This window comes from Rhizobium sp. 18055 (assembly GCF_902706285.1).
GTDB lineage: Bacteria > Pseudomonadota > Alphaproteobacteria > Rhizobiales > Rhizobiaceae > Rhizobium.
In genome coordinates this window covers 20,079-46,319 of sequence record NZ_CACSKD010000007.1, presented here as the reverse complement: position 1 = coordinate 46,319, position 26,241 = coordinate 20,079, and the positions used below count along the sequence as shown (strand labels likewise).

26 protein-coding genes are annotated in these 26,241 nt (G+C 60.9%); 14 read left to right on the top strand and 12 right to left on the bottom strand.

Annotation, left to right across the window (positions count from 1 at the left end; translation table 11 throughout):
- Nucleotides 1-120: 120 nt before the first annotated feature.
- From GVL52_RS14000 to GVL52_RS13980, 5 genes are all read left to right on the top strand, one after another.
- Nucleotides 121-1,308: a glycine C-acetyltransferase gene (locus GVL52_RS14000; RefSeq protein WP_160008064.1), complete on the top strand. Its 1,188-nt coding sequence runs from the start codon at nucleotides 121-123 to the stop codon at nucleotides 1,306-1,308.
- Between the two features lie 218 nt (nucleotides 1,309-1,526).
- Entirely contained in the window at nucleotides 1,527-2,561 is a 1,035-nt protein-coding gene (gene tdh, locus GVL52_RS13995) for an L-threonine 3-dehydrogenase (RefSeq protein ID WP_160008062.1), read from the top strand.
- A 478-nt stretch (nucleotides 2,562-3,039) separates the two neighbouring features.
- On the top strand, nucleotides 3,040-5,097 hold the full coding sequence (gene rpoD, locus GVL52_RS13990) for an RNA polymerase sigma factor RpoD (protein WP_160008060.1): 2,058 nt from the start codon (nucleotides 3,040-3,042) through the stop codon (nucleotides 5,095-5,097).
- A 214-nt stretch (nucleotides 5,098-5,311) separates the two neighbouring features.
- The gene (locus GVL52_RS13985; protein ID WP_160008058.1) at nucleotides 5,312-5,605 is read left to right on the top strand and encodes a GYD domain-containing protein; all 294 of its coding nucleotides are present in this window, start codon (nucleotides 5,312-5,314) and stop codon (nucleotides 5,603-5,605) included.
- A 196-nt stretch (nucleotides 5,606-5,801) separates the two neighbouring features.
- Nucleotides 5,802-7,091, top strand: coding sequence for a DUF930 domain-containing protein (locus GVL52_RS13980; protein ID WP_160008056.1), 1,290 nt, complete (start codon nucleotides 5,802-5,804; stop codon nucleotides 7,089-7,091).
- Between the two features lie 74 nt (nucleotides 7,092-7,165).
- Here the strand turns inward: GVL52_RS13980 and blaOXA are convergent, their stop codons facing one another.
- On the bottom strand, nucleotides 7,166-7,975 hold the full coding sequence (gene blaOXA, locus GVL52_RS13975; RefSeq protein ID WP_160008054.1) for a class D beta-lactamase: 810 nt from the start codon (nucleotides 7,973-7,975) through the stop codon (nucleotides 7,166-7,168).
- Between the two features lie 107 nt (nucleotides 7,976-8,082).
- Here blaOXA and GVL52_RS13970 point away from each other — a divergent pair, with 107 nt between their 5' ends.
- The 3 genes from GVL52_RS13970 to GVL52_RS13965 all read left to right on the top strand — a co-directional run bounded on the left by GVL52_RS13970 (nucleotide 8,083) and on the right by GVL52_RS13965 (nucleotide 10,138).
- Entirely contained in the window at nucleotides 8,083-8,970 is an 888-nt protein-coding gene (locus tag GVL52_RS13970; protein WP_160008052.1) for a LysR family transcriptional regulator, read from the top strand.
- 179 nt (nucleotides 8,971-9,149) lie between these two features.
- Nucleotides 9,150-9,311 (top strand): hypothetical protein, encoded by a 162-nt coding sequence (locus tag GVL52_RS30405; protein ID WP_200847820.1) that lies wholly within the window; start codon nucleotides 9,150-9,152, stop codon nucleotides 9,309-9,311.
- A gap of 47 nt (nucleotides 9,312-9,358) precedes the next feature.
- The gene (locus tag GVL52_RS13965) at nucleotides 9,359-10,138 is read left to right on the top strand and encodes an APH(3') family aminoglycoside O-phosphotransferase (protein WP_160008050.1); all 780 of its coding nucleotides are present in this window, start codon (nucleotides 9,359-9,361) and stop codon (nucleotides 10,136-10,138) included.
- 62 nt (nucleotides 10,139-10,200) lie between these two features.
- Here the strand turns inward: GVL52_RS13965 and GVL52_RS13960 are convergent, their stop codons facing one another.
- Both GVL52_RS13960 and GVL52_RS13955 read right to left on the bottom strand, forming a co-directional pair.
- Nucleotides 10,201-10,584 carry a GNAT family N-acetyltransferase gene (locus GVL52_RS13960; RefSeq protein WP_160008048.1) on the bottom strand — a complete coding sequence of 128 codons (384 nt, stop codon included), beginning with the start codon at nucleotides 10,582-10,584 and terminating at the stop codon, nucleotides 10,201-10,203.
- A 242-nt stretch (nucleotides 10,585-10,826) separates the two neighbouring features.
- Nucleotides 10,827-11,852, bottom strand: coding sequence for a porin (locus tag GVL52_RS13955; protein ID WP_160008046.1), 1,026 nt, complete (start codon nucleotides 11,850-11,852; stop codon nucleotides 10,827-10,829).
- Between the two features lie 489 nt (nucleotides 11,853-12,341).
- Between GVL52_RS13955 and GVL52_RS13950 the strand changes: the two genes are divergently transcribed.
- The 5 genes from GVL52_RS13950 (at nucleotide 12,342) to GVL52_RS13930 (ending at nucleotide 15,285) form a co-directional block, all read left to right on the top strand.
- Complete coding sequence (locus GVL52_RS13950) at nucleotides 12,342-13,325, top strand: LysR substrate-binding domain-containing protein (RefSeq protein ID WP_160008044.1); 984 nt, start codon at nucleotides 12,342-12,344, stop codon at nucleotides 13,323-13,325.
- A gap of 130 nt (nucleotides 13,326-13,455) precedes the next feature.
- Nucleotides 13,456-13,809 carry a DUF1428 domain-containing protein gene (locus GVL52_RS13945; RefSeq protein ID WP_160008042.1) on the top strand — a complete coding sequence of 118 codons (354 nt, stop codon included), beginning with the start codon at nucleotides 13,456-13,458 and terminating at the stop codon, nucleotides 13,807-13,809.
- 97 nt (nucleotides 13,810-13,906) lie between these two features.
- Entirely contained in the window at nucleotides 13,907-14,329 is a 423-nt protein-coding gene (locus GVL52_RS13940; RefSeq protein ID WP_160008040.1) for a secondary thiamine-phosphate synthase enzyme YjbQ, read from the top strand.
- Between the two features lie 100 nt (nucleotides 14,330-14,429).
- Nucleotides 14,430-14,735: a hypothetical protein gene (locus tag GVL52_RS13935; RefSeq protein WP_160008038.1), complete on the top strand. Its 306-nt coding sequence runs from the start codon at nucleotides 14,430-14,432 to the stop codon at nucleotides 14,733-14,735.
- 163 nt (nucleotides 14,736-14,898) lie between these two features.
- The gene (locus GVL52_RS13930) at nucleotides 14,899-15,285 is read left to right on the top strand and encodes a hypothetical protein (protein ID WP_160008036.1); all 387 of its coding nucleotides are present in this window, start codon (nucleotides 14,899-14,901) and stop codon (nucleotides 15,283-15,285) included.
- 110 nt (nucleotides 15,286-15,395) lie between these two features.
- Here GVL52_RS13930 and GVL52_RS13925 read toward each other — a convergent pair whose 3' ends face one another.
- Entirely contained in the window at nucleotides 15,396-16,352 is a 957-nt protein-coding gene (locus GVL52_RS13925) for a DMT family transporter (protein ID WP_160008034.1), read from the bottom strand.
- A 227-nt stretch (nucleotides 16,353-16,579) separates the two neighbouring features.
- Nucleotides 16,580-16,840: a hypothetical protein gene (locus GVL52_RS13920; protein ID WP_160008032.1), complete on the bottom strand. Its 261-nt coding sequence runs from the start codon at nucleotides 16,838-16,840 to the stop codon at nucleotides 16,580-16,582.
- Nucleotides 16,841-17,225: 385 nt separating this feature from the next.
- On the opposite strand from GVL52_RS13920, the gene GVL52_RS13915 reads away from it, so the two are divergent.
- Nucleotides 17,226-17,714, top strand: a complete 489-nt coding sequence (locus tag GVL52_RS13915) for a GAF domain-containing protein (protein WP_160008030.1) — start codon at nucleotides 17,226-17,228, stop codon at nucleotides 17,712-17,714.
- 84 nt (nucleotides 17,715-17,798) lie between these two features.
- Here GVL52_RS13915 and cydX read toward each other — a convergent pair whose 3' ends face one another.
- The 7 genes from cydX to hemN all read right to left on the bottom strand — a co-directional run bounded on the left by cydX (nucleotide 17,799) and on the right by hemN (nucleotide 26,186).
- Complete coding sequence (cydX, locus tag GVL52_RS13910; RefSeq protein ID WP_160008028.1) at nucleotides 17,799-17,909, bottom strand: cytochrome bd-I oxidase subunit CydX; 111 nt, start codon at nucleotides 17,907-17,909, stop codon at nucleotides 17,799-17,801.
- A gap of 12 nt (nucleotides 17,910-17,921) precedes the next feature.
- A complete protein-coding gene (cydB, locus tag GVL52_RS13905) occupies nucleotides 17,922-19,076 on the bottom strand; it encodes a cytochrome d ubiquinol oxidase subunit II (RefSeq protein WP_160008026.1) in 1,155 nt (384 codons plus the stop codon).
- 5 nt (nucleotides 19,077-19,081) lie between these two features.
- Complete coding sequence (locus GVL52_RS13900; protein WP_160008024.1) at nucleotides 19,082-20,662, bottom strand: cytochrome ubiquinol oxidase subunit I; 1,581 nt, start codon at nucleotides 20,660-20,662, stop codon at nucleotides 19,082-19,084.
- 72 nt (nucleotides 20,663-20,734) lie between these two features.
- Nucleotides 20,735-22,423 (bottom strand): amino acid ABC transporter ATP-binding/permease protein, encoded by a 1,689-nt coding sequence (locus GVL52_RS13895; protein ID WP_160008022.1) that lies wholly within the window; start codon nucleotides 22,421-22,423, stop codon nucleotides 20,735-20,737.
- Complete coding sequence (gene cydD, locus GVL52_RS13890; RefSeq protein WP_160008020.1) at nucleotides 22,420-24,108, bottom strand: thiol reductant ABC exporter subunit CydD; 1,689 nt, start codon at nucleotides 24,106-24,108, stop codon at nucleotides 22,420-22,422. Before cydD ends, GVL52_RS13895 begins: the two co-directional genes overlap by 4 nt.
- Nucleotides 24,109-24,112: 4 nt before the next feature.
- On the bottom strand, nucleotides 24,113-24,691 hold the full coding sequence (locus GVL52_RS13885; protein WP_160008018.1) for a GbsR/MarR family transcriptional regulator: 579 nt from the start codon (nucleotides 24,689-24,691) through the stop codon (nucleotides 24,113-24,115).
- A gap of 151 nt (nucleotides 24,692-24,842) precedes the next feature.
- Nucleotides 24,843-26,186: an oxygen-independent coproporphyrinogen III oxidase gene (gene hemN, locus GVL52_RS13880; protein ID WP_160008016.1), complete on the bottom strand. Its 1,344-nt coding sequence runs from the start codon at nucleotides 26,184-26,186 to the stop codon at nucleotides 24,843-24,845.
- Nucleotides 26,187-26,241 lie beyond the last annotated feature (55 nt).

Below are 26,241 nucleotides of genomic sequence, written 5' to 3'. Positions count from 1 at the left end.
GCCGACAAAAATGCTCGGCCGTTTCTCCTGCTGCTTGCCTGGCCGCGTTGCGCTGGCAAGACAAGCGGGCGGTAATATGCTAGCCCGGCGACATCGGGAAGCATCAGAGAAGGGCCATCAATGACCTCGCAATTCCTCTCCCACCTCCGCACCGAAATCGCCGCTCTCAAGGATGGCGGCCTTTACAAGGCCGAGCGTGTCATCACCTCGAAACAGGCGGGCGAGATCGCCATTGCATCCGGCGAGCGGGTGCTGAATTTCTGCGCCAACAACTATCTCGGGCTTGCCGACAATGCGGAACTGGCCGAGGCCGGGAAAGCCGCGCTCGATCGCTATGGCTATGGCATGGCCTCGGTGCGCTTCATCTGCGGTACGCAGGAGGAACACAAGCAGCTCGAGGCGCGGATATCATCTTTCTTGGGCATGGAGGATACGATCCTCTATTCGTCCTGCTTCGATGCCAATGGCGGGCTGTTCGAGACGCTGCTGGGCGAGGAAGACGCGATCATTTCCGATGCGCTGAACCATGCCTCGATCATCGATGGCGTGCGGCTCTCCAAGGCCAAGCGCTTCCGCTATGCCAACAACGACATGGTGGCACTTGAGGAAGAGTTGAAGAAGGCGGAGGGGTGCCGCTTCAAGCTTGTTGCCACCGATGGCGTGTTTTCGATGGACGGGATCATCGCCAATCTTGAGGGCGTCTGTGATCTCGCCGAGAAGTACGGCGCGATGGTGATGGTCGATGACAGCCATGCGGTCGGCTTCGTCGGCCAGCATGGGCGCGGATCGGCCGAGCATTGCGGCGTCGAGGGTCGGGTGGATATCATCACTGGCACGCTCGGCAAGGCGCTGGGCGGCGCGTCGGGCGGCTATACCTCGGCCAAGGCGGAGGTGGTCGAGTGGCTGCGGCAGCGTTCGCGGCCCTATCTGTTTTCCAACACGCTGGCGCCGGTGATTGCGGCGGCATCGTTGAAGGTGTTCGACCTGATCGACAATGGCGATGCTCTGCGGGCGAGGCTTGCCGACAATGCCACGCTGTTCCGCTCGGAGATGACCAAGCTCGGCTTTACGCTGGCGGGCGAGGGGCATCCGATCATTCCTGTGATGCTGGGTGACGCCAAGCTGGCGCAGGATATGGCGGCGTCGATGCTGAAGAAGGGCGTCTACGTGATCGGCTTCTCCTTCCCCGTCGTGCCGAAAGGGCAGGCGCGGATCAGGACGCAGATGTCGGCAGCGCATTCGCGCGCGGATGTCGAGCGGGCGATTGCGGCGTTTGCCGAGGCCGGGCGCGAGTTGGGTGTGATTTAGCAGGAACTAGCTTTTCTCTCGTCTTCTCTTCTCCCCTCGGGGAGAAGATGTCCGAAGGACAGATGAGGGGGCGAGCGCAGCGAGGTCCTGAGCGTGTAGCGAAGAGTTTGGTTGATTGAACATTGTGCCGCGTCGCCCCCTCATCCGCCCTGACGGGCACCTTCTCCCCGAGGGGAGAAGGGAAGGAGTGTGGGGCTGGCACCTGAGGAGGAATGTGCATGTCGAACATGATGAAGGCGCTGGTGAAGTCGAAGCCGGAGGTCGGGCTGTGGATGGAGCAGGTGCCGGTGCCCGAGGTCGGGCCGAACGATGTGCTGATCAAGGTGAAGAAGTCGGCGATCTGCGGCACCGATGTGCATATCTGGAACTGGGACCAGTGGGCGCAGAAGACCATTCCGGTGCCGATGGTGGTGGGGCATGAGTTTTCAGGCGTGATTGCCGAGATCGGCTCGGCGGTCACCAAATATCATGTCGGCGAGCGGGTGTCGGGCGAGGGGCATATCGTTTGCGGCAAGTGTCGCAATTGCCGGGCCGGGCGCGGGCATCTCTGCCGCAACACGCTCGGCGTCGGCGTCCACCGTCCGGGCTCGTTCGGCGAGTTCGTCTGTATTCCGGCAGCCAATGTCGTGCCGATCCCCGATGATATTCCCGACGAGATTGCGGCGATCTTCGATCCGTTCGGCAATGCGGTGCATACGGCGCTGTCGTTCGATCTGGTCGGTGAGGATGTGCTGGTGACAGGCGCCGGGCCGATCGGGATCATGGGGGCGATGGTCGCCAAGCGATCCGGTGCGCGCAAGGTGGTGATCACCGATATCAACCCGAACCGGCTGGCACTCGCCCGCAAGCTTGGGATCGATCATGTGGTCGACGCTTCGAAAGAAAACCTGTCCGACGTGATGACATCGATCGGCATGACCGAAGGCTTTGACGTCGGGCTGGAGATGTCGGGGGCAGCACCTGCCTTCCGCGACATGATCGACAAGATGAACAATGGTGGCAAGATCGCCATTCTCGGCATTGCGCCCGCCGGCTTCGAGATCGACTGGAACAAGGTGATTTTCAAGATGCTGAATCTGAAGGGTATCTATGGCCGCGAGATGTTCGAGACCTGGTACAAGATGATTGCCTTCGTCCAGGGCGGGCTCGATCTGGCGCCGATCATCACCCACCGGATCGGCATCGACGATTTCCGCGAGGGCTTCGAGGCGATGCGGTCGGGCAATTCGGGCAAGGTGGTGATGGACTGGTAATTGCAGGAGACGTCGCATTGTGCTTCCCGTCGGCGCAGATCACCTATATGGGTGTGTGCGAAACCTTGCGACAACTTGGCCGTTCGCGAAGAATGGCCGGCGCCCTTGTCTTCTCGTGGTGACATCCTATTTATGGTTGGCAGCCGCTTGGGCGGTGCGTAGCCTGTGGATAAGGCATTTTCCGAGTTTTCTGACGCTTTTTTACTGGAAAAGCTTGACGAGAACTAAAATTGTGGGAATCACCGTTCGTCTTGAATAGCGGTGAACTGGGTCAAGGGCAGATCGCACAACCATGGCCGGACATTTGTTGAGATATAAGCTCTGTCGTCCGGTGCCGGCAATCGTGGTTAATCAGGCATTAAATCTCATCCCTTTATGTGGGATCAGGTGATTCGAGACGGCCGTTTGCGGCGTGCCGGCTTTGATATGGCCGTTTACCGCAGCGAGTTTGAATAGCGTCAGGAAGGCGACGATATACATGGCAACCAAGGTCAAAGAGAACGAAGAAGCGGAAGTCGAACGCGACGGCGGCACCGACGGCCCTCTTCTCGATCTTTCCGATGACGCGGTCAAGAAAATGATCAAGGCCGCGAAAAAGCGCGGCTATGTGACGATGGACGAGCTCAACGCCGTTCTTCCGTCCGAAGAAGTGACATCCGAACAGATCGAAGACACGATGTCGATGCTCTCCGATATGGGCATCAACGTCATCGAGGATGAGGAAGCCGAAGAAGCTGGCAGCAATGACAGCAGCGGCGACGACGATTCGAATTCCGACGAGGAAAGCGAAGGCGGCGAACTCGCACCTTCCGGCGGTACCGCACTTGCGACCGCCAAGAAGAAAGAGCCGACCGATCGTACCGATGATCCGGTGCGCATGTATCTGCGCGAAATGGGTTCGGTGGAGCTTCTGTCGCGCGAAGGCGAAATTGCCATCGCCAAGCGCATCGAGGCCGGCCGCGAGACGATGATCGGTGGTCTCTGCGAGAGCCCGCTGACCTTCCAGGCGATCATCATCTGGCGCGACGAACTCAACGAAGGCACGACGCTGCTGCGCGAGATCATCGATCTCGAAACAACCTATTCCGGTCCAGAGGCGAAGGCTGCTCCGCAGTTCCAGAGCCCCGAGAAGATCGAGGCTGACCGCAAGGCTGCCGAAGAAAAGGAAAAGACGCGCCGTATCCGCACCGGTGACGACGACATCACCAATGTCGGCGGCGAGGGCCTTCCGGGCGAAGAAGAGGAAGAGGACGAAGACGAGTCCAACCTTTCTCTGGCCGCCATGGAAGCCGAGCTGCGTCCGCAGGTCATGGAAACGCTCGACACCATCGCCGAGACCTACAAGAAGCTGCGCAAGCTGCAGGACCAGCAGGTCGAGCAGCGTCTTGCCGCGGCCGGTACGCTGTCGTCCGCACAGGAGCGTCGCTACAAGGAGCTCAAGGATGAGCTCATCAAGGCCGTCAAGTCTCTGTCGCTGAACCAGAACCGCGTCGATGCCCTCGTCGAGCAGCTCTACGACATCTCCAAGCGACTGATGCAGAACGAAGGCCGTCTGCTGCGCCTGGCCGAATCCTATGGCGTCAAGCGTGACTCGTTCCTCGAGCAGTATCAGGGCGCCGAGCTTGATCCGAACTGGATGAAGTCTATCGGCAATCTGGCGGCGCGCGGCTGGAAGGAATTCGCCAAGGGCGAAAACACGACGATCCGCGATATCCGCCAGGAGATCCAGAATCTGGCGACCGAAACCGGCATCTCGATCGCCGAGTTCCGTCGCATCGTGTCGATGGTGCAGAAGGGCGAGCGCGAAGCGCGCATCGCCAAGAAGGAAATGGTCGAAGCGAACCTTCGCCTCGTCATCTCCATCGCCAAGAAGTACACGAACCGCGGCCTGCAGTTCCTCGATCTCATTCAGGAAGGCAATATCGGCCTGATGAAGGCGGTCGACAAGTTCGAATACCGTCGTGGCTACAAGTTCTCGACCTATGCGACATGGTGGATTCGTCAAGCGATCACCCGCTCGATCGCCGACCAAGCGCGCACGATCCGTATTCCGGTGCACATGATCGAAACGATCAACAAGATCGTTCGTACATCGCGCCAGATGCTGCACGAGATCGGTCGCGAGCCGACGCCGGAAGAACTGGCCGAGAAGCTCGCCATGCCGCTCGAAAAGGTCCGCAAGGTCCTGAAGATTGCCAAGGAGCCGATCTCGCTCGAAACCCCTGTGGGTGACGAAGAAGACAGCCACCTGGGCGACTTCATCGAAGACAAGAACGCGCTGCTGCCGATCGACGCCGCCATTCAGGCGAACCTTCGCGAAACGACGACCCGGGTCCTCGCCTCGCTGACGCCACGCGAAGAACGCGTTCTTCGCATGCGCTTCGGCATCGGCATGAACACCGACCACACGCTCGAAGAGGTCGGTCAGCAGTTCTCGGTGACCCGCGAACGTATCCGTCAGATCGAAGCCAAGGCGCTGCGCAAGCTGAAGCACCCGAGCCGGTCGCGCAAGCTACGGTCGTTCCTCGACAGCTAGGTTTCGTCTTCGCTCAGGCGAACGATGCGTATCAACTTTGAAAAGCCGGGCCTTGTGTCCGGCTTTTTCGTTTTAGCTGCCGCCGTCAGGGTCGCTTTGTTGTCGCTCTCCGGGAACGGGCGTAGAATGGTTGTCACGGAGGAGGGCCGCAGCGCGCAAGCGAAGGTCGCCGAACGCCGATATCGACCCAAGCCCCTCCGTCGGGAGGTGTGCAATGACCGCTTACATCGTGCTTATCAACTGGACGGATCAGGGCGTCCGCAATGTTCGCGATTCGGCCAAGCGGCTGGACGCGGCAAAGAAGCTGCTTGGCGATATGGGCGGCTCGTTCCAGCACTTCTTTCTGACGCTCGGAGACTATGATCTCGTGGCGATCTGCGAGGCGCCTGATGACGCCGTCATGGCACGTTTCGGGCTGTCGCTGGGGATGGGTGGAAATGTGCGCACGCGGACGCTGAAAGCCTTTCCGGAGGCTGCGTATCGCGAGATCATCGGATCGCTCGGATAGGCGGGGACGCCAACCGTCACGTTGCTCTCCATCTGCCTTCCTGACCTCAGGGCTTGGCGCTTTTGCATCAGGGACGCCTGTGTCGCGCCTGCATATCCATGCCGTCATCACGTAAGGCTGTTTTTTTGTTTTAAGGCTTGATGATGCCTTGTTAAAAGGCCACATCGACTGTTTGTCGTCTAGCAGCTGCGTGGGCATGGCCAAGATTCTGGAAAAGCGATGGGGACTATTTGGCTGGGGCGTGATCGTCTCGGTCTTGCTGCATCTCGCTGTCGTTTCCGCCTTTCTGGTCCAGCTGCCGGAACGAGCGCCGCCGCCGCAGGAAGAGACCGTCAGCGTCGAGATGGTGCCGCCGCCCGAGGAAAAGAAGCCTGACGAGAAGAAACCGGAAGAGCAGGCGGCGCTGAAGATCCCGGAAGAGCCGAAGCCTGAGGAGAAGAAGCCGGAGCAGCCAGCTGCGGCGCAGAAACCGGCCGACGAGCAGAAGCCGGAGGAGCAGAAGGCAGAGGCAAAGCCTGAAGAGGCACCAAAAGAGGAAGCCAAGGCGCAAGAGCCGCCGCCACCTCCGCCGCCGAAGCCTGAGGACAAACCGCCCGAACCGCCGAAGCCACCGGAACCGCCGAAGCAGCCAGAGCCGAAGCCGCCCGAGGAAAAGCCACCGGAAGCAAAGCCCGAGGAGAAGAAGGCTGAGGAGCCGCCGAAGCCGGATCCTGCCGAACAGGCAAAGCCCGATGATCAGCCATCAGGCAAGGAGGGAAAGCCACAACCGATTCAGCCAATGCGGCCTGTCTTCGAATTCGGCGACAAGAGTACCGGGCCCGAGAAGGCTGACGACGGCGATTCATCGACCGCTTCGGGCAAGCCCGCAACGACGCCCGATGCGCAGGAGCCGAAGCCAGAGGATAGCGCGTCGGCAGGCAAGCCAGATGGCGGCGAGAAGCCGGCCGCAAAGCCTGTTCCGGATGATATAAACCTGCCCGAGGTTGCCATGTCCGCCAGCCACCAGGAGAACAACGGGCCGCCTGCCGAGGCGCTGGGTGTGACGACCACCGATGTCGTGCGGGAAAAGCCAACTGAGGTTGCCAAGGCCGACCCGGCACCAACTGCCGAGGCGGGCACAGATCCGTTGACGAAGGCCAAGAAGATATACTCGCAGAACGATACAGGCGACACGGTGGCGAGAACGGCGATAGACGGCATGCCACGCGGGATACGGATCGCGGAGCTCTGCACCACCGAGTTGCGCGAGCAGCTCAAGCATTCGCCCGAGGGCTATAGGCCGGAGCTGCTGCCGTCCTATCGGTTGAAGCAGGGGACGGTGCTGGAAGTGAAGCGCGGCGCATTCCGGGCGAGTGCACGCTGGTATGACATGAGCTTCCGATGCGAGGTTGATGCCGATGCCACAAAGGTTGTGTCGTTTGCCTATGACGTCGGCGATCCTGTGCCCAAGGGCCAGTGGAGAAGCCGGGGCTTTCCCGATTACTGAGTGCCGCGAGCCAAATGCCCAATCTGGCATTCGGCTGCTGAAGCAACTCCGATCAATCCTTGCGCCGTGTGCCGTTACTTGACTGCGGGAACCATGGACGGGAGTTCGGAGAAGAACGCGTCACGGGCGCGGACGCCAGCGGTGCCTTCGGTCTTCCTGTCGTCCTGGATCAGGCGGGCAAAAACCAGTGTCCTGTCACCTTTGCTGGCCCAACCGACGAACCAGCCCCAGGGGTGTTGTTCATCGAAGGTGTAGTCCGGCATTCGCGGATACGCCATGCCGGTCTTGCCCTGTACGGACCAGCCGCCGGGCAGCTCGGTTTTCTCCACCACCTTCATCGTCATATCCGTGGCATGCGCACTGACCGGCAGCTCCCGGTTCACCAGCTTGCTCAGGAACGCCACCTGCTCCAGCGGCGATATCTTCAGCGACGAGGCGATCCAGGCCCGATCCAGGCCATTGTTCTTTCCTGCGTCGCCGGAGAAATCGGCGTTGCCGTAGCCGAGCTTCGTCGCGTAATCGTGAAGCGTCTTCTCGCCGAGGGCATGGGTGATCTGCTGCGAGAACCAGACGACCGAATATTTCAGCCAGCGAACCGCGTCCGTCGGCTGCTTCCAGTTGTCGCCGCCCCAATCGACATATCCCTTGCGGAAGGGCAGGGTCGGGTTGTGTTCGTCCTTGAGGAAGCCGGTGTCGTAGCCGATGACGCTGAGTGCGACCTTGAACGTCGAGGCCGGAGTGACACGGCCGGCGCAGTCACCCTGCTGTACGATCGTCTCGCCGGTCCTTGCGTCGGCCACGACCGTACAAATTGTTTTGGCCTGCGCGCCGGAGGCCAGAAGCCCAGCAGCGGCAATGCCCAGAATAGCGAAGCGTAGATTCATCGAATGGCCCTCCCATTGGTCGTTTCGAGAGGAGAGCTACCAGTCGTTTGACCTTACGGCAAAGGACCAATACTAGCATAAGCCATTAGAAAAACTGGGGCATAGCCATGGTTCGGCCATATCTTCCGTTGAACGCATTCCGGGCTTTCGAAGCGTCGGCCCGGCATCTGAGCTTCACCAAGGCGGCGATCGAGCTCAACGTCACACAGGCGGCGATCAGCCATCAGGTGAACGGGCTGGAGGCACAGCTTGGCGTGACGCTGTTTCGGCGGTTGCCGCGCGGCCTGATGATCACGGCGGAAGGCGATAGCCTGCTGCCGGTGCTTCGCGACAGCTTCGACCGCATGGCCGGCGCTGTCGAGCGGCTGCGCGACGGGCATCTGCGTGAAGTGCTGACCGTGGGTGCCGTGGGGACGTTCGCGGTCGGCTGGCTTCTGCCGCGGCTTTCGGCGTTCCGGGAGCGCTATCCTTATGTCGATCTCAGGCTTTCCACCAACAACAACCGTGTGGACCTTGCCGCCGAAGGGCTGGATTTCGCCATCCGGTTTGGCGGCGGCGCATGGCATGCGACCGAGGCGACCCGGCTTTTCGAGGCGCCCTTGTCTGCGCTCTGCACGCCCGATCTGTCGCGGGAACTCAAGCAGCCCTCCGACCTCATCGGCCAGGTGCTGTTGCGTTCCTATCGGCCGGACGAATGGACCCGCTGGTTCGAAGCGGCGTCCGTATCCCATCCCGGGCCGATGCAGAACAGTATCGTCTTCGATACTTCTCTGGCGATGATGGAGGCGATCCAGCAAGGGATTGGAGTCGGTCTTGCACCGCCGCTGATGTTCGAACGCTACCTGGCCTCGGGGACGATCTCGCAGCCGTTCCAGACCAGTGTCTCGATGGGCTCCTATTGGCTGACACGGCTGCATTCGCGGCCTGTAACGCCTGCGATGGCGGCATTTTCCGCCTGGATCACGGCTATGGTAACACTTGGTGATGACGTCTGATGGTAGCGAAATAACAGAAGTTTTGCTTAACGCTCTGGAAGCTTTCGCCAAATGCGCTAAGTTGAGTGTGTCGAAGTGAAACGGAATCGTTGATAGCGTTCCGCTCCAGTTCGACACAAGCATGACCGCCTAGCTTTGTCCCATCGCCGGATGTTAGCGGCACAAGAGGGGACGATGATATGTCGAACGAAATCGAGCGCTTTTTCGAACTGCAGGACGAAGCCACCAAGGTGGCAATCATTGAAAGCCGCGGCGATGAGCTGACCGACATTCTGGTGACGGCGCTTGAAGAAGCCCTCTCCATCCTCTCCGGCGAAATGCACCCTGAAACTTTGCACTGATCGCTGCACCTCGATCGGCTTGGGGCGGGCGCCACCGGCTCCGAGGGATGTCCTTGCTCTACCCTGTTTCACTCGATCATTTGCTTTCCGGCTATGCCTGCGACCGCAATCATATTGGGCGGTCACCATCCGAGGTGTTTCGGCTTGAGTTGGAGGGGTCGCCGACGCTTTATCTGAAGCGTGAGGCGCATGGTCCATTCAGCGAGTTGTCCGATGAGGCAGCGCGTTTGAGATGGCTGTACTCGCTGGGTTTGCCTTGCCCTGCAGTCGTCGCCCATGTCGTCGAAGATGGACACGACTGGCTGGTGACGAGCGCGTTACCCGGTCGCGACCTCGCGTGCGAAACGGCGCTGCCGCCGTTTGAGCGCGTGGTGTTGTTGGCATTGGCGCTGCGCAGGCTGCATTCCGTCGATATCGCTTGCTGCCCGTTCGATCACGGCTGGCAGAAGCGGCTTGCCGTTGCCGAGCGACGCATGCGGGCCGGCTTGATCGATGAGGGTGATTTCGACGTCGAACGGCTCGGCCAAAGCGCCGCTGGCCTTTTTTGCGAGCTCGGCGAACTGACCGTTACCGACGAGGATCTGGTCGTCACGCATGGCGATGCCTGTCTGCCGAATTTCATTGCATTGGATGGTGCCTTCTCCGGCTACATCGATTGCGGGCGCCTCGGCGTTGCCGATCGCTATCAGGATATCGCGCTTGCTTGCCGCAGCATCGAGAAGAATTTCGGCGCGGTATTCGTCCAGCCGTTTTGCGATCACTACGGATCGGGCCTGCTGGATACTCGCAAAATGAAACGATATCAGCTTCTTGATGAGTTCTTCTAAGCGATTGATTCAATCAAGCCGGTTGCCTCAACGCGCGTCGATTCGATCGAGGAATTGCCGCTTTAGCCCAGACGCATCAGGCCAGCACTCGTCGGTTCGAAGCCACATCTGCGATAGAATTCGGCAAGTTGCGGTTCGAAATCGACATGCAGCCATTGCGCGCCCCGGCTTCTGGCAACGTTGGCCGCTGTCCTGACGAGCGAGGTTGCGACACCGCGGCGGCGAAACGCCGGGTGAACGCAGGTGTCGAGAATGAATGCGTGCTGGCCGCCGTCCCATGCGACGTTCACAAAGCCAACAAGACGCTCTTCATCATATGCGCCGACATGCGCAAGGCTTCGCGACAATACCGCGATGAAGTCCCGCTCGACTGCCTGGTCCCAGGCTGCTCGCCACAGGCTGTTCAGTTGCTCATTGGAAGGGTGGGGATCGCTGCGCAGTTCCATATCGGGCTCGTCTGTCTCGGACGACGACGACTATAGAGCGCAGGAAGGAGACTTGTAGCAAAATCGGCGGATGGGGCGGCCAGTGGCTGGAAGCCTGACATGCGGCTGGGGTTCCGCTGCGCCAAGGATGGTCCGGCAGGGAAGCCGGACCAATCCCCGTAACTGATCGGAGGTCAATCGGATCAGAAAACGCAAAACTTATAAAGGTGCCCCGGGCAATGCCGGGGCGCCAGTTTGTCAGATTAGAACGCGCGCTGCAGGCGGAAGAAGCCCTTGGTCACGTCGTCGCCGTCGTCAACGTCGGTGTAGTCGACAGTTGCCTTGGCGTAGAGGTTGTCAACGATCTGGTAGTCAACAGTTACGCCAACCTTCCAAGCATCGCCTGCGCCGTGGAACGACGACGGAACGGTGGCGCCGTCCAGGTCGATGTAGTTGCCGAAGTACTGACCCATCGGGGTAACCGTCCACTTGTCGGTAACCTTGACAGCGTATTCAGCAGCAACGGTCCACTCCGACTGAGCGTAGTAGGAGTTCACGCCAGTTGCGTAAACGCCAGCCAGGCCGAGCGTGCCAGGACCGATGTCGGCGTAGACCATGGCGCGAATAGCACCGTCTTCGGCATCGTTGTCATAGCCACCGATGATCTGGTAGCTGAAGCCGCCGACCTTGCCGCCAACAGCAGCTGCAACGCCGAAGTTGTTTGCGCTTTCGCCAGCACCTTCGTAACCGTCTTCGAGTTCGTCAGCCGAAATACCAGCGTAGAAGTCGCCGTTTTCGTACTGGTAACGAACGGAGTTGTGCAGGGTCTGGAAGCTGGACAGAACGTCCGGCTCGCCGCTCAAATCGTCATCCCACCAGCTGTAGAACAGACCGGCGCGGATGCCGGCGATGTCGATGTAAGCCGAATCCAGGGTGCTGCTCGTCGATGCGTCGTCGCCGTTGTTACGCAGAACGATAACGCCGGTCAGAGGACCGTATTCGGTGTCGCTCTTGGACGTGAACGAAACCTGAGCGCGTGTACGAGCGTTCCAGTCAGACGTGCCATTCTGGTTCGGGCCGCCGTAAACTTCAAAGCGGAGGTAACCACCGACCTTGAGGCAGGTTTCCGTGCCCGGGATGTAGAAATAGCCCGTGCCGTACGCGTCACAGACGCGAACGTATTCTACTGCTTCAGGTTCAGCTGCAACGATTGCGTCAGCAGCGAAAACTGGAGACGCGGCGGCAGCAAGAGCTGCAGCAGACGTCAACAAAACCATCCGAATGTTCATTTGAAATCCATTTCCTTTTAGAAGAGACCGCCGCCAGAAACACGAATGTGATTGGCAACCGTTCCGGTAACAGCCTTTCGGCACGCGGATCAGCGAACCGCTGAACGTTGTCTCTCATCCTTGAGTAAATCTATCAATTCGAAGTTCATTGAAATCGTCATTTGTGAGGCGCGTTTGGTTTGAATTGTGGTCTTTTTGCCACAATATCAAATACTTAGATCACAATACGTTGACGGCCCCGTGCGAGACGGAGCGTCTATAGTGGCCGTATTCGATGGCCTAAAACAAATTTTCGACGCAGCAAAACCCGCGTCACTGGCAATGGCCGCGAGATAATACCGCGCCGCAGCAAATTGAAGTGGGTGCATTGGAACGCAATGTTCCAAATTTGGAACGAAAGTTTCGGAGGGGGGAGTTGGCATATTCGCAACGGGGGCGTAAGCGACAGGGCGGGAGACGTTTTAGGACCTGTTTTAGGAGACTTGGCTAATGCCAGCGGCCGAAACTATTTTCCCGGATATGAACGACTTTGCCTATTTTGCAGCGGTTGTACGCTATGGCGGCTTCTCCGCAGCAGGGCGCGAGCTTGGATTGCCGAAGTCCAAACTCAGCCGGCATATCTCGACGCTGGAAGAGCGCCTCGGTGTCCGGTTGATCGAAAGAACGGTTCATCGGTTCCGGGTCACGGAGATCGGTCAATCACTATATGTTTACTGCGAGAACATGTTGCGCGAAGTTGAACGCGCCACCAAGGCGGTCAACGACGCCAATGGGGAGCCGCAGGGAACGATTCGGCTGAGCGTGCCGACCGGATTGCTGGAAGGTTCGCTGGGGGTGATTTTTCCCGAGTTCCTTTTGCTCCATCCCAAGATCCAGCTGCAGATTCTCGCCACCGATCAGCGCGTCGATATTATCAATGACCGACTCGATCTCGCCATCCGGGCCCAATTGACAGAGGAAACCGATGCTGAACTCACCATGCGGGTGCTCAGCAAGGTCGATCTCATTCTTGTGGCGAACAAGGAGGTAGCGGACCTGCTGCCGCCGGGCGAAGGAATCGAATCGCTTGCCGGGGTACCGACTGTTTCGTTCACGGGTGGCATGACCGAGTGGAAGGATGTGGATGTCTGGGAATTCACCGGGCCCGATGGTGCGGCCCACCGGCACGAGCATCGACCGCGCATGAGCTGCCGAAGCGTTCCGGCTGTTCTGGAAGCGATCCATGCCGGCGTTGGGGTCGGGCTTCTCCCCGACATCGTTTGCGCCGAAGGGCTTCGCCACGGGACGTTGGTCCGGCTATTGCCCGACTACCAGATGTCCCAGGCGACGATCTATCTTGTCTTCACTGCATCGCGCGGACTGCCGACTGCTGTCCGCGCGCTGGTCGATTTTCTGGTCGAGCGGTTCCGGACGTTCCACGTCTCGGCGCCGACTGAACGCAGCGCCGGCGACGCGCCGAGACTTGTCAGCTGAAAGGGCGAGGCGATTCGCCTCGGTCTCCGTCTTGTCCCTCCGGCATGGCGCCTATTTTCATGGAGGTGTCGGTTCGGCACCAGTCCGTTCGTCCTCTGGAGCGATGCAGCAAGTCAAGGGAGAGAAGATGATGTCTTATGTCGATGGATTTATCGTTGCCGTGCCAAAGAAGAATATCGATGCCTACAAGACATTCGCGGCCAAGGCCGGGGCGGTCTGGAAGTCCTACGGGGCAAGGGAATATGTCGAATGCGTCGCCGACGACGTGCCCTATGGCGAAGTGACGTCGTTTCCGCGCGCGGTTCAGGCTACCGATGAAGAGGTGGTGGTGTTCTCGTGGATAACCTATGATTCGCGCGAGCAGCGCGACGACATCAATGCCAAGGTGATGTCCGATCCGCTCCTTGAGGGCGATGAGTGGAAAACGATCTTCGATGGCAAGCGGATGATCTATGGCGGCTTCGTTCCGCTGCTGCGCCTTTGACAGGCGGCTGGATAGGATTGGTCTGATCTGATCGGGATTGACATCGCGATGGGTGCGGGCGACCTCTGGCGCGACTTGTCCTTTCGGGAGTGCCGCCATGCCACAGAAGATGATCAGCCTGTCGACGCGCGGGCAGGGGCTCTATGAATTCACCGATCAGGTCGCGGCCTTCGTTCGCGCCACAGGTGCTGGCGAAGGGCTGTTGACGGTTTTCGTGCGGCACACCTCCTGCTCGCTCATCATCCAGGAGAATGCAGACCCGGATGTGCAGACGGACCTCAACGGCTTCTTTCGCCGGCTGGTGCCGCCATCGTCGGACCCGTCGATGCGCTGGATCGTGCATACGATGGAGGGGCCGGACGACATGCCGGCTCATATCAAGGCCGCGCTGACGCAGGTTTCGATCGGGATTCCTGTGATGAACGGGCGGCTCGCGCTTGGCACCTGGCAGGGTATCTACCTGTTCGAGCATCGCGAAAGTCCGCATCGGCGCGAGGTCGTGCTGCATCTCGGCAACTGAATGGAAAGTGAATGGCCGGTTCGAACATTGTTCATTTTCAAGCGTTTATGGTCCGCTTAATCCCGCAGGGGAGATTGTCTGGAACCATACGAGAGTGATCATGAACCGTTTTATTGCTAAGGCTTCTTTCGCCGCCCTTCTCGCACTCGCCTCCGTTCCCGCAACGGCCTCGGTTGCTGCCGCCGCTGGACCTGAGCGCGGTTCGATCGTTGATGTCCAATATCATCACGGACGCGCATGCTCGCCTGTTCGGGCTGTCGAGAAGGCGCGACGGGAAGGTTTGCGCAATGTGCGCGTGACCGACATCACCCCGCGTCGGGTTGTCGTGTCCGGCCGTGGCTATCGTGGCGGTTGGGAGCGGATATACTTTGCAAACGTGCGCGGATGCCCGCAGATCCGTCGCTGATCGATCCCGGCGAACTCTAGGGATTGTATTGCCTTGGCCGCGCCATTTTCAGCCTGCTTTGTGCGAATCGCGTAAAAATGCGTGTTTTCGGGCGGCTGTCTCCGCCCGGTTTCAGTGAATCGAAAAAGGGGCGTGGCCCTCGCCGCGCGATATGGAGATTTCGATGATGCAATTTCTAGCCAAGGCGGGGTTTGCCGTGGTGCTCGCTGCCGGCACGCTTGCCGGCGCCGTAGCGCCGGCCTCTGCCCAGGTGGACTTCTATATAGATGACGGCCGTCCGCCACCGCCTCCGGGCTATGGTCGGCCACCACCGCCTCCCGGTTACGGCCGCCCACCACCCCCGCCTGCCTACGGTCGGCCACCGCCGCCCGGTTATGGCCGCCGGGGCTGCGATCCGCGCATGGCGGAAGATATCGCCCGTGACTACGGTTTCCGCCGCGCCCGCGTCATCGATATCACGCCGCGCCGGGTGATCGTGCAGGGCTTCACGCGTCGTGGTCCCGATGAGATCAGCTTCGGCAACGTTCGTGGCTGTCCGGTTCTGCGCTGACAAGCTGGATTTTTGATCTGCCGAAATAGAGCCACCCCTGCCTGCGTTCGAGACGCGGGCAGGGGTGGTTTCATTTTGGGCACAGGCAAGCTTCGAGCGGTGACGGTCGATCAGGCCTTCGGTGAACTCGCTTCGCCGGGCTCGATCGAAGTGGCAAGCGGTGCCTGGTTGTCGGTGGAGACGACGGCTCTCGGCAGAGGCGTGCCGCGCTTGCGCTCGCGGGCGAGCGTCAGCAGGCCGGAGCAGATGATCAGCAGAATGCCGCCGGCCATCGGCAGGTCGATCGTATCGTCAAAGATCAGATAGCCAAACGCGATCGCCCAGAGCATCTGGCTATATTGCGGCGGCGCGACGAGGTTGGCGGGCGCGATGCGCGCTGCGGTCATCAGCAGGATGTTGCCGGCCGCGCCCAGCAAGCCGTAGCTTGCGAGGAAGAGCCACTGGCGTGGCGTCGGCAGCACCATTTGGTTCAGCATGAGACAGCCGCTGACGATCAGGGTGCCGATGAGCGCTGCACCGTAGAGCGACAGGCGTTTTTCTGCCGGGCCCATTTTTCTGAGCACCACAATCGAGATCGCAGCCGTCAGGCCGCCGATCGCAGCGGCAAGGTGGCCGGCCGAAAGTTCGCGGAAGCCGGGACGCAGCACGACCAGGACGCCGGCGAAACCGACGAACACCGCGGCCCAGCGCTGCCAGCGCACGTCTTCCTTGAGGAAGATGACGGAGAGGATGGTGACGAAGGAAGGGAGCAGGAACAGCAGGCAGAAGGCTTCCGCCATCGGCAGCAGGGTGAAGGCGATGATCGAGGCTATGGCGCCGACGGCACCGCAGACGAAGCGCAGCAGCCACAGCGTACGGTTCGTCGAGCGGACGACGTCCCACCATGAATCGTCCTTGGCCTTGATGAAGGGAAGAGCGGCGGTGCCGAACAGCGAGCCGATGAAGGCGATCTCATAGGCCGGTATGCTGCCGTGCAGGATCTTGATCGATGCGTCGCTGAAAGCAAACACCGCGTAAGCGGCAAACGCGATAAGGACGCCACGCGCCGGCGAAGAGGAAGATGTCATGGGAGCAGATTCAATTTGAGGAGAGTTTGGCCGCCGCGGCATCATGGTCCCGGCAGACGGCCGTATAGTCCAAATTGCTGCCCTGCACAATCGCGACAGGTGCGACGAAGCGCCTATGCCGTGGATGTGTGTTTTTGGATGCTGATGGCGAAACCGATCGGCACCTGTCAGCCGTCAATCGGCATGGCGGCGCGTCGGTCGGCACCAACAGGCTCGGCACGTCATGTTCAGTTGGAGCCGCGACGGAGCGCCGGTCCGTAGTCGCGATAGATGCTGAGGCAATCGGTATAGCTGAGGGATTCGTTGGCGCCATAGACGATGTGCGCGCTCGACGCATTGGTCGAGGCTTCCTCCGAGACGAACAGGATCGCTTCGCCCAGCGACTTGCCGGTGATCGGCGCGTCGGTGCCGTCGTCCAAGGTTATTCCCTTGATGATTGCTGCAATTTCGCGGTGGCTGTAAACTGCCCGTCTGTCTTCCGGTGTCATTGAACTTACCTCTAACTGAAAATGGATGGTTCTATTTTTGCCAGCCACTGTGTCCGCCGGCGGTCGCGCGTTGCTGAGACGTGGCCATCCGCTTTCGATGCGTGACGGCGAATATTCCCGGATACCGTGCACAACCATTGCTTTCTTTCGCGCCAGCGCTTGTAAATCAGGTGTCGCTGACCGTCGCCACGCGCCGGATCATCGAGCCGACGTCTTAATGAGATATGGCCCGATCGCCTTCCGACAAGATCGGGTGCTGCAATCCCTGCGAATTTCGGCAGATCGATAGCGAGTTGCGCCAAGGCTCAGGAATTGGCAATTGTCCCTCGGGTGGCTATATCAGCATCTTGCGGGCCTCAAGAGCATGGCCGGAGGGTGGATTGAGATGTTTACAGCGGCGAAAATTGATCAGACCGACAAGGTGGAATTCTACCGGGAGCTGAGCCAGCAGCTGACGGGGTTACTGCACGGCGAGAGTGACTTGATTGCCAATGCCGCCAACACTTCGGCGCTGATGTTCGAGATGCTGCCTGATTTGAACTGGGCCGGTTTCTATTTCCTGAGGTCAAAGGACGAACTGGTGCTTGGACCATTTCAGGGGCGGACCGCCTGCGTGCGGATTGCCGTCGGGCGTGGCGTTTGCGGAACGGCGGTCGAGAAGGGGGTGTCTGTGCTGGTCGAGGATGTTCACGAATTTCCCGGGCATATCGCCTGCGACGCCGCCTCGCGCTCCGAGCTCGTCGTGCCGCTGCATCACGATGGCAGGATCCTTGGGGTGATCGATCTCGACAGTCCGATCCCGGCGCGATTTGATCTCGACGATCAGGCGGGGATCGAGGCGCTTGCCCGGATTTTCGTTGCCGCCAGCTACTGAGACCGTCTTCCCGTCACCTCACGAAAAAGGGGAAGCGCCCGGATCGAGCGCATCCCCATCGTTTGAGCTGTAGCGGCAGCGCCGTTACGGCTTTTTCTGCTTGGCCTGATCGTCGATCAACTCATACCACATGGCGTTGAGAACGGCGAAGGCGGCTGCCAGGGGCAGGCCGAGTATCCATGCGAAATACCACATCGTTTTTCTCCTTCAGTATGCGTGACCGCTTTTGTCGGTGACTGATTTTTCATCGACCTTGCCCCACAGCACTTTGTAGACCCAGGCCGTGTAGGCGAAGATGATCGGCAGGAAGATCGCCGAGACCACCAGCATGATGAACAGCGTCATGTGGCTCGAGGATGAATCCCAAACCGTCAGGCTCGACTTCGGATCGAGCGAGGAGGGCAGGATGAACGGGAACATCGAAACGCCGACCGTCGCGATGATGCCAAAGATAGACAGCTTGCTGAACAGCAGGGTGCCGATCTCCAGCCTGGCGCGGATGGCGACAAATGTCGCGATTGCCCCGAGGAAGCCTGAAATCGGTGCGATCAGCATCCAGGAATGGCTGCTGTAGTTCGCGAGCCAGGAGCCTTCATGCGATGCCGTCTTGAGCAGCGGGTTCGACGGCCCTCCGGTGACCACTTCGCTTGTTATGGTGTAGCCGTGGACGCCGAGCGCCAGAAATACACCGCCAAGCGCGAAGAGCACGATCACCAGAAGAGCGGCAATGCTGCCGAAGCGTCTTGCGCGCACAGCCACCGGGCCGCTTGATTTCAAGACCAGCCAGGCGGCGCCGTGCATGATGAACATGGCGACCGAGAGCAGGCCGCAAAGCAGGGCGTAGGGGTTGAGCAGGCCGAAGAAGGTGCCTTCGTAGAAAATGCGCATGTCGGCCGGATCGAAGCGGAAGGGAACACCCTGCAGCACATTGCCGACGGCGACACCGAAGATCAGCGACGGAACGAAGCCGCCGATGAAAAGGGCAATATCCCAATTGCCGCGCCAACGCGCGCTTTCGTGCTTGGAGCGGTATTTGAAGGCGACCGGCCGCAGGATGAGTGCGAACAGGATCGCAAACATCGCCAGGTAAAAGCCTGAGAAGGACACGGCATAAAGCGGCGGCCAGGCGGCGAAGACGGCACCGCCACCCAGGATCAGCCAGACCTGGTTGCCTTCCCAGACGGGGCCGATCGTGTTGATGGCGATGCGCCGTTCCGTATCGGTCTTGCCGACGAAGGGGAGCAGCATGCCGACGCCAAGGTCGAAGCCGTCGGTGACGGCAAAGGCGATCAGGATGACGCCGACAAGCAGCCACCAGATCATCCGTAGCGTTTGGTAGTCGATGAGTTCGTGCAGGATCATGTTGATTACTCCGCAGCTTGGACGAGGGTGTCTGAAATAAGTTTGGCCTCCGGCTCGTTATCCGGTTCCGGGCCCTTCCTGATGGTCTTCACCATCAGGCCCATCTCAATGACGATCAGCACCGTGTAGAGCGCTGCAAAGCCGAGGATGGTCAAAAGCACGGTGCTGGCACCCAGGCTGGAGACCGCGGCAGCCGTAGGCAGCACGCCTTCGATCACCCAGGGTTGGCGGCCGAACTCGGCAACCACCCAGCCGAACTCGATGGCGACCCATGGCAGCGGGATCGCGAACACCGCGACACGCAGCAGCCAGGGATAGGCGTCGAGGCGGCGACGCGCCGATAGCCAGAAGAAGGTTGCCGTCAGCAGGATGAAGAACATGCCGAGCCCAACCATGATGCGGAACGACCAGAAGAGGGTCGGCACATTGGGGATGGTATCGCGTGCGGCCTGGTCGATCTGCGCATCGGTCGCGGTGCGGGGATCATCGACATAGCGTTTCAGGAGCAGTGCATAGCCGAGTTCGTGGCCGAGATCCTCAAAGGACGTCTGGGCTTCGACAGCGACCTTGTCGGGCGCGCCGGCGGCGCGGATCTGCATCAGCGCGTCGTAGGCCTTGATACCCTCGCGTATGCGGGTCTTGGCGTGTTCCTCGAGTTCATTGATGCCGGGAATGACCGTGGTCAGCGAGCGGGTGCCGATGATGCCCATGGCCCACGGAATGTGGACGGCAAAGTGCGTCTCGCGGGCTTTCTGGTCCGGGAAGCCGATGGCGGTGAAGGCAGCGGGTGCAGGCTCTGTTTCCCACATGGCTTCGATGGCCGCGAGCTTCATCTTCTGATGCTCGGTCGACAGGTAGCCGCTTTCGTCACCCAGCACGACGACAGAGAGCGCCGAGGCGAGGCCGAACGAGGCGGCGACCGTCATCGAGCGCTTGGCGATCTCGATGTGCCGGCCCTTCAACAGGTACCAGGCCGAGACGCCGAGCACAAAGATGGAGGCACAGACGTAGCCGGCCGAGACGGTGTGGACGAACTTCGCCTGGGCGACGGGGTTGAACACCACGTCGAAGAAGCTGGTCACTTCCATGCGCATGGTTTGCGGATTGAGCGCCGAGCCCACCGGGTTCTGCATCCAGCCGTTGGCGATCAGGATCCAGAGTGCCGAGAAGTTCGAGGCCAGCGCCACGCACCACGTCACCACGAGATGGCTGACCTTGGATAACTTGTCCCAACCGAAGAAGAACAGGCCGACGAAGGTCGCCTCGAGGAAGAAGGCCATCAGCCCCTCGATCGCCAGCGGTGCCCCGAAGATGTCGCCGACGTAATAGCTGTAATAACTCCAGTTCATGCCGAACTGGAACTCCATGACGATGCCGGTGGCGACGCCGATGGCAAAGTTGATACCGAAGAGGACACCCCAGAACTTCGTCATCTGCCGCCATATCTGGCGACCGGTCATGACGTAGACGGTTTCCATAATGGCGAGCAGGACGGACAGGCCGAGGGTGAGCGGCACGAATAAAAAGTGGTAAAGCGCTGTCAGCGCAAATTGAAAACGCGATAACGCGACGATGTCTAGTTCCATTGTCGTTCTCCAGCCCCATGGGGTGCGAAGATTTCCCGCCGTGCCGAATTGCAAGGCGGTCATGCACGCTGCTCAGTCCGGTCTCAGCCGGTTCAAAGCCTCTTCAAACGCCGTCTCTCCGCGGCGGGAAATCCTGGTGATGCGACCACCATCAAGGGTGGCAATGACGTCTGCGATGGCCGCCTCGCGGCGGATATGGGTGGCGATGACGAGCGAGCGGCCGTTCGCCTTGCCCGACAGTCGGTGCATGACGTCGCGGGCCGTGGCGCGATCGAGCCCTTCGGTGGGCTCGTCGAGCAGCCAGAGCGGCGTGTCACGCAGGAACAGGCGGGCGAGCGCAAGGCGGCGCGACTGTCCGCCTGAAAGCCCCATGCCGCCTTCGCCGAGGCGGGTGTCGAGGTGGTGCGGCAGGGCGGAGATGTCGGCCAGCAGACCGGCTGCAAGCAGGGCCTGGCGCAGATCATCGTCCGTGGCGCGAGGATCTGCCAGCAGCAGGTTGCCGCGCAGCGTGTCCTGGAAAAGTTCGGTGCGCTGGGTGAGGAGGGTTGCCGCATGGTTGGCAACGCTTCCCCGATCCGCCTGAATTTCGGCGGCGAGGAGCGCCATCAGGGTGGACTTTCCGGCACCGCTGGCGCCAACCAAGGCAAGCTTTTCGCCAGACTTCAGGCTGAGCGTGATGTCATCGAGCACCGGGGCTTCAGCGCCGTAGCCGGCGCAGACACCTGAGAGTTGGAACGCGAAGTGGCCAGCCGGGGCGGCATTCTGCTGGATCGGCATGGTCGCCGAAAGGCGCGGACCAATGCGCTTTGCGGCGAGCAGCATCCGTCCGAGTTCGAGAGCGCCGCGGCGCAACGCGCCAAACGGTTCGACGGCGGCAAAGGCGATCAGGATACCCAGCGCTGCAACAGGTGCCGAGATGGCGCCGGCGCCGGTAAGTGCTGCAACGGCCAGCAGAGAGCCGGTGAGCAGCGTTGTCGCGGCGACACCGAAGCCGATGGTGACGCCAGCCTCCATGCGGTTCAGACAGTCGTCGGCATTGCTGGAATACTGGTTGGCTGTCGCTATGGCTGCCGTCTGCGCATCCAGCCGCCCGGCCATCAGCAGGTCGGTCTGGCCGGCGACGAGATCGATGGTGCGGGCGCGCACCGCCTCGATGCCGTAGGCGCGGCGGCGGGCATGTCTGGCAGCACGACGACCCGCCAAGAGCGGAATGCCGAGGCCGGCGGCCAGCAACAGCAGGCCGGCCGACAGGCCGAATAGGGGATGGATTAGGCCGAGCGCGATGCTGGTCGCGATCGCTGCCACGATGGCGACACCGACGGGGACCAGCACACGCAGATAGAGCGAATCGAGTGCATCGATATCGCCGGTGAGGCGAAACAGCAGTTTGGCGGGGCGGCGGGCGAGATCGCGGGCGGCGCCTGCCTGCGCCCAGCCTCGAAACAGTCGTTCACGCAGGGCCGCCAGCACGCTCAGCGTTGCATTATGCGTGCTCAGCCGTTCGCCGTAGCGCGAGGCGGTGCGGCCGATCGCCAGCAGGCGGATACCGGCGGAGGGAGCGAAGACATCGAACGTGATGGCGCTTGCCGCCGACAGGCCGGCGACCGCCGTTGCGGTGATGAACCAGCCGGACAGGCCGAGCAGGGCGATGCCGGCGCCCACTGTCAGAGCCGACATGGCGGCACCCAGCAGCAGGCCGCGCTTCTGTTCCCGGGCGAAGAGCTTGAGGATTGGCTTCAAATCGGACAGCGACGTGCTCATTCGGCAGCCTCCCGTGCAGCATCCGCATCGATGAGGATCGTCCTGTTCATGCGCGCGGCAAGGCGTGGATCATGGGTGGCAACGACCAGTGTCTTGCCCTTCGCCAGCGCCAGCAGGGCGTCGGTGATCTCGTTGGCGGTTTCGGTGTCCAGATGCGCGGTCGGTTCGTCTGCCAGGACGATCAAGGCATCGGGCTTTCCGGCGGCCCGGGCGATGGCGAGCCGGAGCGCCTCGCCGCCGGACAGGCCAGCGCCACCATCGCCAAGCGGGCGGCGGGCGTAACTCGAGGCAAGACTGCCGAGCCTTGCGGCTTCGAGCGCATCTGCTGCGGCCTGCGGGGATATATGGGGTCGGCCGAGGGTCACGTTCCGGGTGATGGTGCCGGCAAAGATGTGCGGCTTCTGGCCGATCCAGGCAATCCTGGCTTGCGCCGCAGGGCCGGCGGGCTGCCCGCCGATGGTGATCCGGCCGCCATCGCAAGGGGCGAGGCCAGCGATCAGGGCGAGGAGCGTGGATTTGCCCGATCCGCTGGCGCCAAGCAGGGCGACATGTTCGCCGGCGCGGATATGCAAGTCGAATGCCTCGATCACAGGCATCTGGCTGGTGTAGCCGAAGCCGACGGCTTCTAAGCGGATATCTCCGTTGTCGAGCGTGTCGCCGGTTTCTCCCGCTTGCGGCAATACCATGCCGTCTTCGCTGAGGGCGTCGAGTGCTTTCATCGCAGCTTCACCCGAGGCGCGGTCGTGCCACACCGACGCCAGTTCGCGCATCGGCTCGAAGAAGGCTGGTGCCAGCAGCAGGATGAACAGGCCGGAGGTGAGATCGAGGCCGCCGGCCCAGGCGCCGAAGCGGATTTCTCCGAGCAGCGAGAAGCCGATGAAGACGGCGACCATGGCGACGCCCAGCGCTGCAAAAAGTTCAAGCACGGCCGACGATAGAAAGGCGATCTTCAGCACGGCCATCGTGCGGACCTTCAACTCATCGGCATCGGCCCGAAGCTTCAAGGCGGTGGCATCGACTGCACCGAAGGCGCGGATGGTGGCAAGGCCACGCAGGCGATCGAGCAGGAAGCCGTTCAGGCCGCCTGTTGCTGCCAGCTGCTTCTCGCTGGCTGCCTGGGCGCGCCAGCCGATCAGCGCCATGAAGACCGGGATCAGCGGCATGGCAAACAGCAGGACGAGCGCTGCGACCCAGGAAAACGGAAAAATACAGGCAAGGATGACCAGCGGAACCGCACTTGCCTTGAAACGCGCCGGCTGAAACCGCGACATATAGGGAACGATCAACTCTGCCTGCTCGCCGACGATGCTGGCCGCTTCGCCGGAATTCTGCCGTGTACTGTCAACCGGCGAGCGGCGGGCCAATGCCGCTACGGCGACGGTTCGGCGGGCCGTCAGTTCGGCGCGGGCGGCGCGAAATGCCATGCGGCCTCCCGCCGCGTCGAGACAGGTTTTGACAATTCCGAGAACGGCAAGAAAGGCGGCTGGCCAAAGCACGGCGTCCATCCCACCGCCATTGGCAATGCGGCCGACTGCGTTTGACAGGAGGCCCGCCTGCGGGATCCACAGAAGGGCGGCGAGCGTTTGCACGAGTGCCGCATCCCGCAAACCGGCAGGCCGGCGCGCGCGCTTGCGCGGCATGCCGGCAGCCTGTTTTCCATTGGCGTCGAGATAGGCACTGGTCATGGCACTAGCTCTTGTTCGCAGGATTTGGACGGCGACCGCGGCCGAGCGAAATCACCCGGTCCTTGGCCTCCAGCAGTTTCGTCACTTTCGCGCCCAACGAGAGTAGCGTTGCAAGTCTTTCGGTTTCAAGTTGTTTCACATCGTCATACCAATGTGTCAGCTGTTCAATCAACGCATGCATTTCGCTCATGCGCTCCTGGGCGTGCCGCTCGGCTTCGCTGTCGGGCCTTTGCATCAGGATTTCGCGCAAAACAGACAGCGTCGGATCGACCTCGCGCTTCTTGCGCTCTTCCGCCAGCGTCCGCAGAATCAGCCAGACATCGTCGGGCGTGGTGAAGAAGTCGCGACGGTCGTCCGGCCGGTGCTTGAGGAGAACGAGGTTCCAGGTCTGCAATTCTCGCAGGCTCATCGATACGTTGGAGCGCGAGATGCCAAGCGATTCGGCAATCTCCTCGGCGCAGAGCGGCGACGGCGAGACGTAGAGCAGCGCATAAATCTGCCCGACGGTCCTGTTGATACCCCAGCGCGAACCCATCTCACCGAAGTGGAGGACGAAGGACTGGACAAGCGGCGGAAGGTTCATGATGCGGTTTCCGTTGTGTCGGTAATTTCAGAAATTTCTGAAATCACTATAATCCGACTGGCATAGCTGACAATGCGCAACTCATGGGCTGCGGCAATTTGGCGTTGTGATTGACAATAGTCAGGTTTTGGGTAGCGCCTCTTGATCTCGATCAAATCGCTGCGGAATGTTTTGCCTGGCCCTGATTGATGTAACGATCGAATCTCGAGGCGATGGTGCGCACGAACGGACGCCCCATCGGGGTCATGGCAAACGTGTCGCCATCAAAGGTGACGAAGCCGTCCGCGTTGAAGCTCTCCCGCAATGCATCGCTGCAGACGTCGTCGGCGGCATCGCCGAAACGGGCGCGCAGTTCGGCAATCGAAAAGGCGTAATGGCACATCAGATCTTCAATCGCGGAGGCCGTTGCGCGGTCCGCGTCGGAGAGAGCGAAGCCGCGGGCGATTGGCAGGCGGCCTTCCGACACGGACTGACAGTAGAGCCCCGTCGCGGTGATGTTCTGGACATAACCCTGCGGCAGGCGCCCGATCGAGGATGCGCCAAGACCGATCAGCGCTTCGGCGCCATCGGTGGTGTAGCCCTGGAAATTCCGCCGCAGGGCGCCTTCTCTCAGCTTCACTGCCATGCTGTCATCCGGCTTGGCGAAGTGATCGATGCCGATCGCTTCGTAACCGGCGCCAAGAATGGTCTCGGCGCCAGCCCTGGCCATGGCAAACCGGTCGATCGGGCCGGCGAGTGTCGCCGTGTCGATCAGTGACTGGTGCTTTTTGACCCAGGGCACATGGGCGTAGCCGAACATGGCGATACGATCCGGCGTCATCGAGAGCGACAGGTCGATCGTTCGCAGCAGCATTTCCCGGGTCTGGTGGGGAAGGCCGTAGACGATGTCGAGGTTGATGGAGCCGACGCCGAGGTCGCGCAGGATCTCGACCACTTCCGACGTCTGCTCGAAGCTTTGCGGACGGTTTATCGCCGTCTGAACGACAGGCGCGAAATCCTGGACGCCGACACTTGCCCTGGTGATGCCGAAATCGCGCCAGGCGCCCAGTCGTTCGGCATCCACATGGGTCGGATCGATCTCGACGCTGATCTCGCATCCCGGCGCGATCTGGAAATTATCATCGAGCGTTGCGCGCAGTGTGCGCAGATCGGCGGGGCTGACGATGGTCGGTGAACCGCCGCCGAAATGGATGGCTGTGACCTTTCGTCCCGCCGTCAAGTATGTCGCAACCTGGGCAATCTCGCTATTCAGCGCTTTCAGGTAGGTCGCGATGGGGTCGTAGCGGCGGACCTGCTTGGTGTGGCAGCCGCAGTAAAAACAGAGGCGGTCGCAAAAGGGGATATGCAGGTAAAGAGAGAGCGGGCCATGCGAATCAGCGCCGAGCCACGTGATGTAGTCGGTTTCGCCAACGCCCTCATGAAAGTGCGGCGCGGTCGGATAGCTGGTATAGCGCGGGACGGGGGCAGAGTAGCGAGTGATGAGATCGGCGTTCATGGCGTGTCCTTTTGAGGCAGGAATAGCCGCGTCTGTGTTCCCAGACCTTGATCTT

Coding starts and splice junctions, on each gene's coding strand:
- GVL52_RS13935 (WP_160008038.1), top strand. CDS start 14,430: ATGAACCGTTTTATTGCTAAGGCTTCTTTCGCCGCCCTTCTCGCACTC.
- GVL52_RS13945 (WP_160008042.1), top strand. CDS start 13,456: ATGTCTTATGTCGATGGATTTATCGTTGCCGTGCCAAAGAAGAATATC.
- cydX (WP_160008028.1), bottom strand. CDS start 17,909: ATGTGGTATTTCGCATGGATACTCGGCCTGCCCCTGGCAGCCGCCTTC.
- GVL52_RS13960 (WP_160008048.1), bottom strand. CDS start 10,584: ATGGAACTGCGCAGCGATCCCCACCCTTCCAATGAGCAACTGAACAGC.
- tdh (WP_160008062.1), top strand. CDS start 1,527: ATGTCGAACATGATGAAGGCGCTGGTGAAGTCGAAGCCGGAGGTCGGG.
- GVL52_RS14000 (WP_160008064.1), top strand. CDS start 121: ATGACCTCGCAATTCCTCTCCCACCTCCGCACCGAAATCGCCGCTCTC.
- GVL52_RS13895 (WP_160008022.1), bottom strand. CDS start 22,423: ATGAGCACGTCGCTGTCCGATTTGAAGCCAATCCTCAAGCTCTTCGCC.
- GVL52_RS13985 (WP_160008058.1), top strand. CDS start 5,312: ATGACCGCTTACATCGTGCTTATCAACTGGACGGATCAGGGCGTCCGC.
- GVL52_RS13970 (WP_160008052.1), top strand. CDS start 8,083: ATGGTTCGGCCATATCTTCCGTTGAACGCATTCCGGGCTTTCGAAGCG.
- rpoD (WP_160008060.1), top strand. CDS start 3,040: ATGGCAACCAAGGTCAAAGAGAACGAAGAAGCGGAAGTCGAACGCGAC.
- hemN (WP_160008016.1), bottom strand. CDS start 26,186: ATGAACGCCGATCTCATCACTCGCTACTCTGCCCCCGTCCCGCGCTAT.
- GVL52_RS13940 (WP_160008040.1), top strand. CDS start 13,907: ATGCCACAGAAGATGATCAGCCTGTCGACGCGCGGGCAGGGGCTCTAT.
- GVL52_RS13965 (WP_160008050.1), top strand. CDS start 9,359: ATGTCCTTGCTCTACCCTGTTTCACTCGATCATTTGCTTTCCGGCTAT.
- cydB (WP_160008026.1), bottom strand. CDS start 19,076: ATGATCCTGCACGAACTCATCGACTACCAAACGCTACGGATGATCTGG.
- cydD (WP_160008020.1), bottom strand. CDS start 24,108: ATGACCAGTGCCTATCTCGACGCCAATGGAAAACAGGCTGCCGGCATG.
- GVL52_RS13925 (WP_160008034.1), bottom strand. CDS start 16,352: ATGACATCTTCCTCTTCGCCGGCGCGTGGCGTCCTTATCGCGTTTGCC.
- GVL52_RS13920 (WP_160008032.1), bottom strand. CDS start 16,840: ATGACACCGGAAGACAGACGGGCAGTTTACAGCCACCGCGAAATTGCA.
- GVL52_RS13915 (WP_160008030.1), top strand. CDS start 17,226: ATGTTTACAGCGGCGAAAATTGATCAGACCGACAAGGTGGAATTCTAC.
- GVL52_RS13950 (WP_160008044.1), top strand. CDS start 12,342: ATGCCAGCGGCCGAAACTATTTTCCCGGATATGAACGACTTTGCCTAT.
- blaOXA (WP_160008054.1), bottom strand. CDS start 7,975: ATGAATCTACGCTTCGCTATTCTGGGCATTGCCGCTGCTGGGCTTCTG.
- GVL52_RS13900 (WP_160008024.1), bottom strand. CDS start 20,662: ATGGAACTAGACATCGTCGCGTTATCGCGTTTTCAATTTGCGCTGACA.
- GVL52_RS13930 (WP_160008036.1), top strand. CDS start 14,899: ATGATGCAATTTCTAGCCAAGGCGGGGTTTGCCGTGGTGCTCGCTGCC.
- GVL52_RS13955 (WP_160008046.1), bottom strand. CDS start 11,852: ATGAACATTCGGATGGTTTTGTTGACGTCTGCTGCAGCTCTTGCTGCC.
- GVL52_RS13885 (WP_160008018.1), bottom strand. CDS start 24,691: ATGAACCTTCCGCCGCTTGTCCAGTCCTTCGTCCTCCACTTCGGTGAG.
- GVL52_RS30405 (WP_200847820.1), top strand. CDS start 9,150: ATGTCGAACGAAATCGAGCGCTTTTTCGAACTGCAGGACGAAGCCACC.
- GVL52_RS13980 (WP_160008056.1), top strand. CDS start 5,802: ATGGCCAAGATTCTGGAAAAGCGATGGGGACTATTTGGCTGGGGCGTG.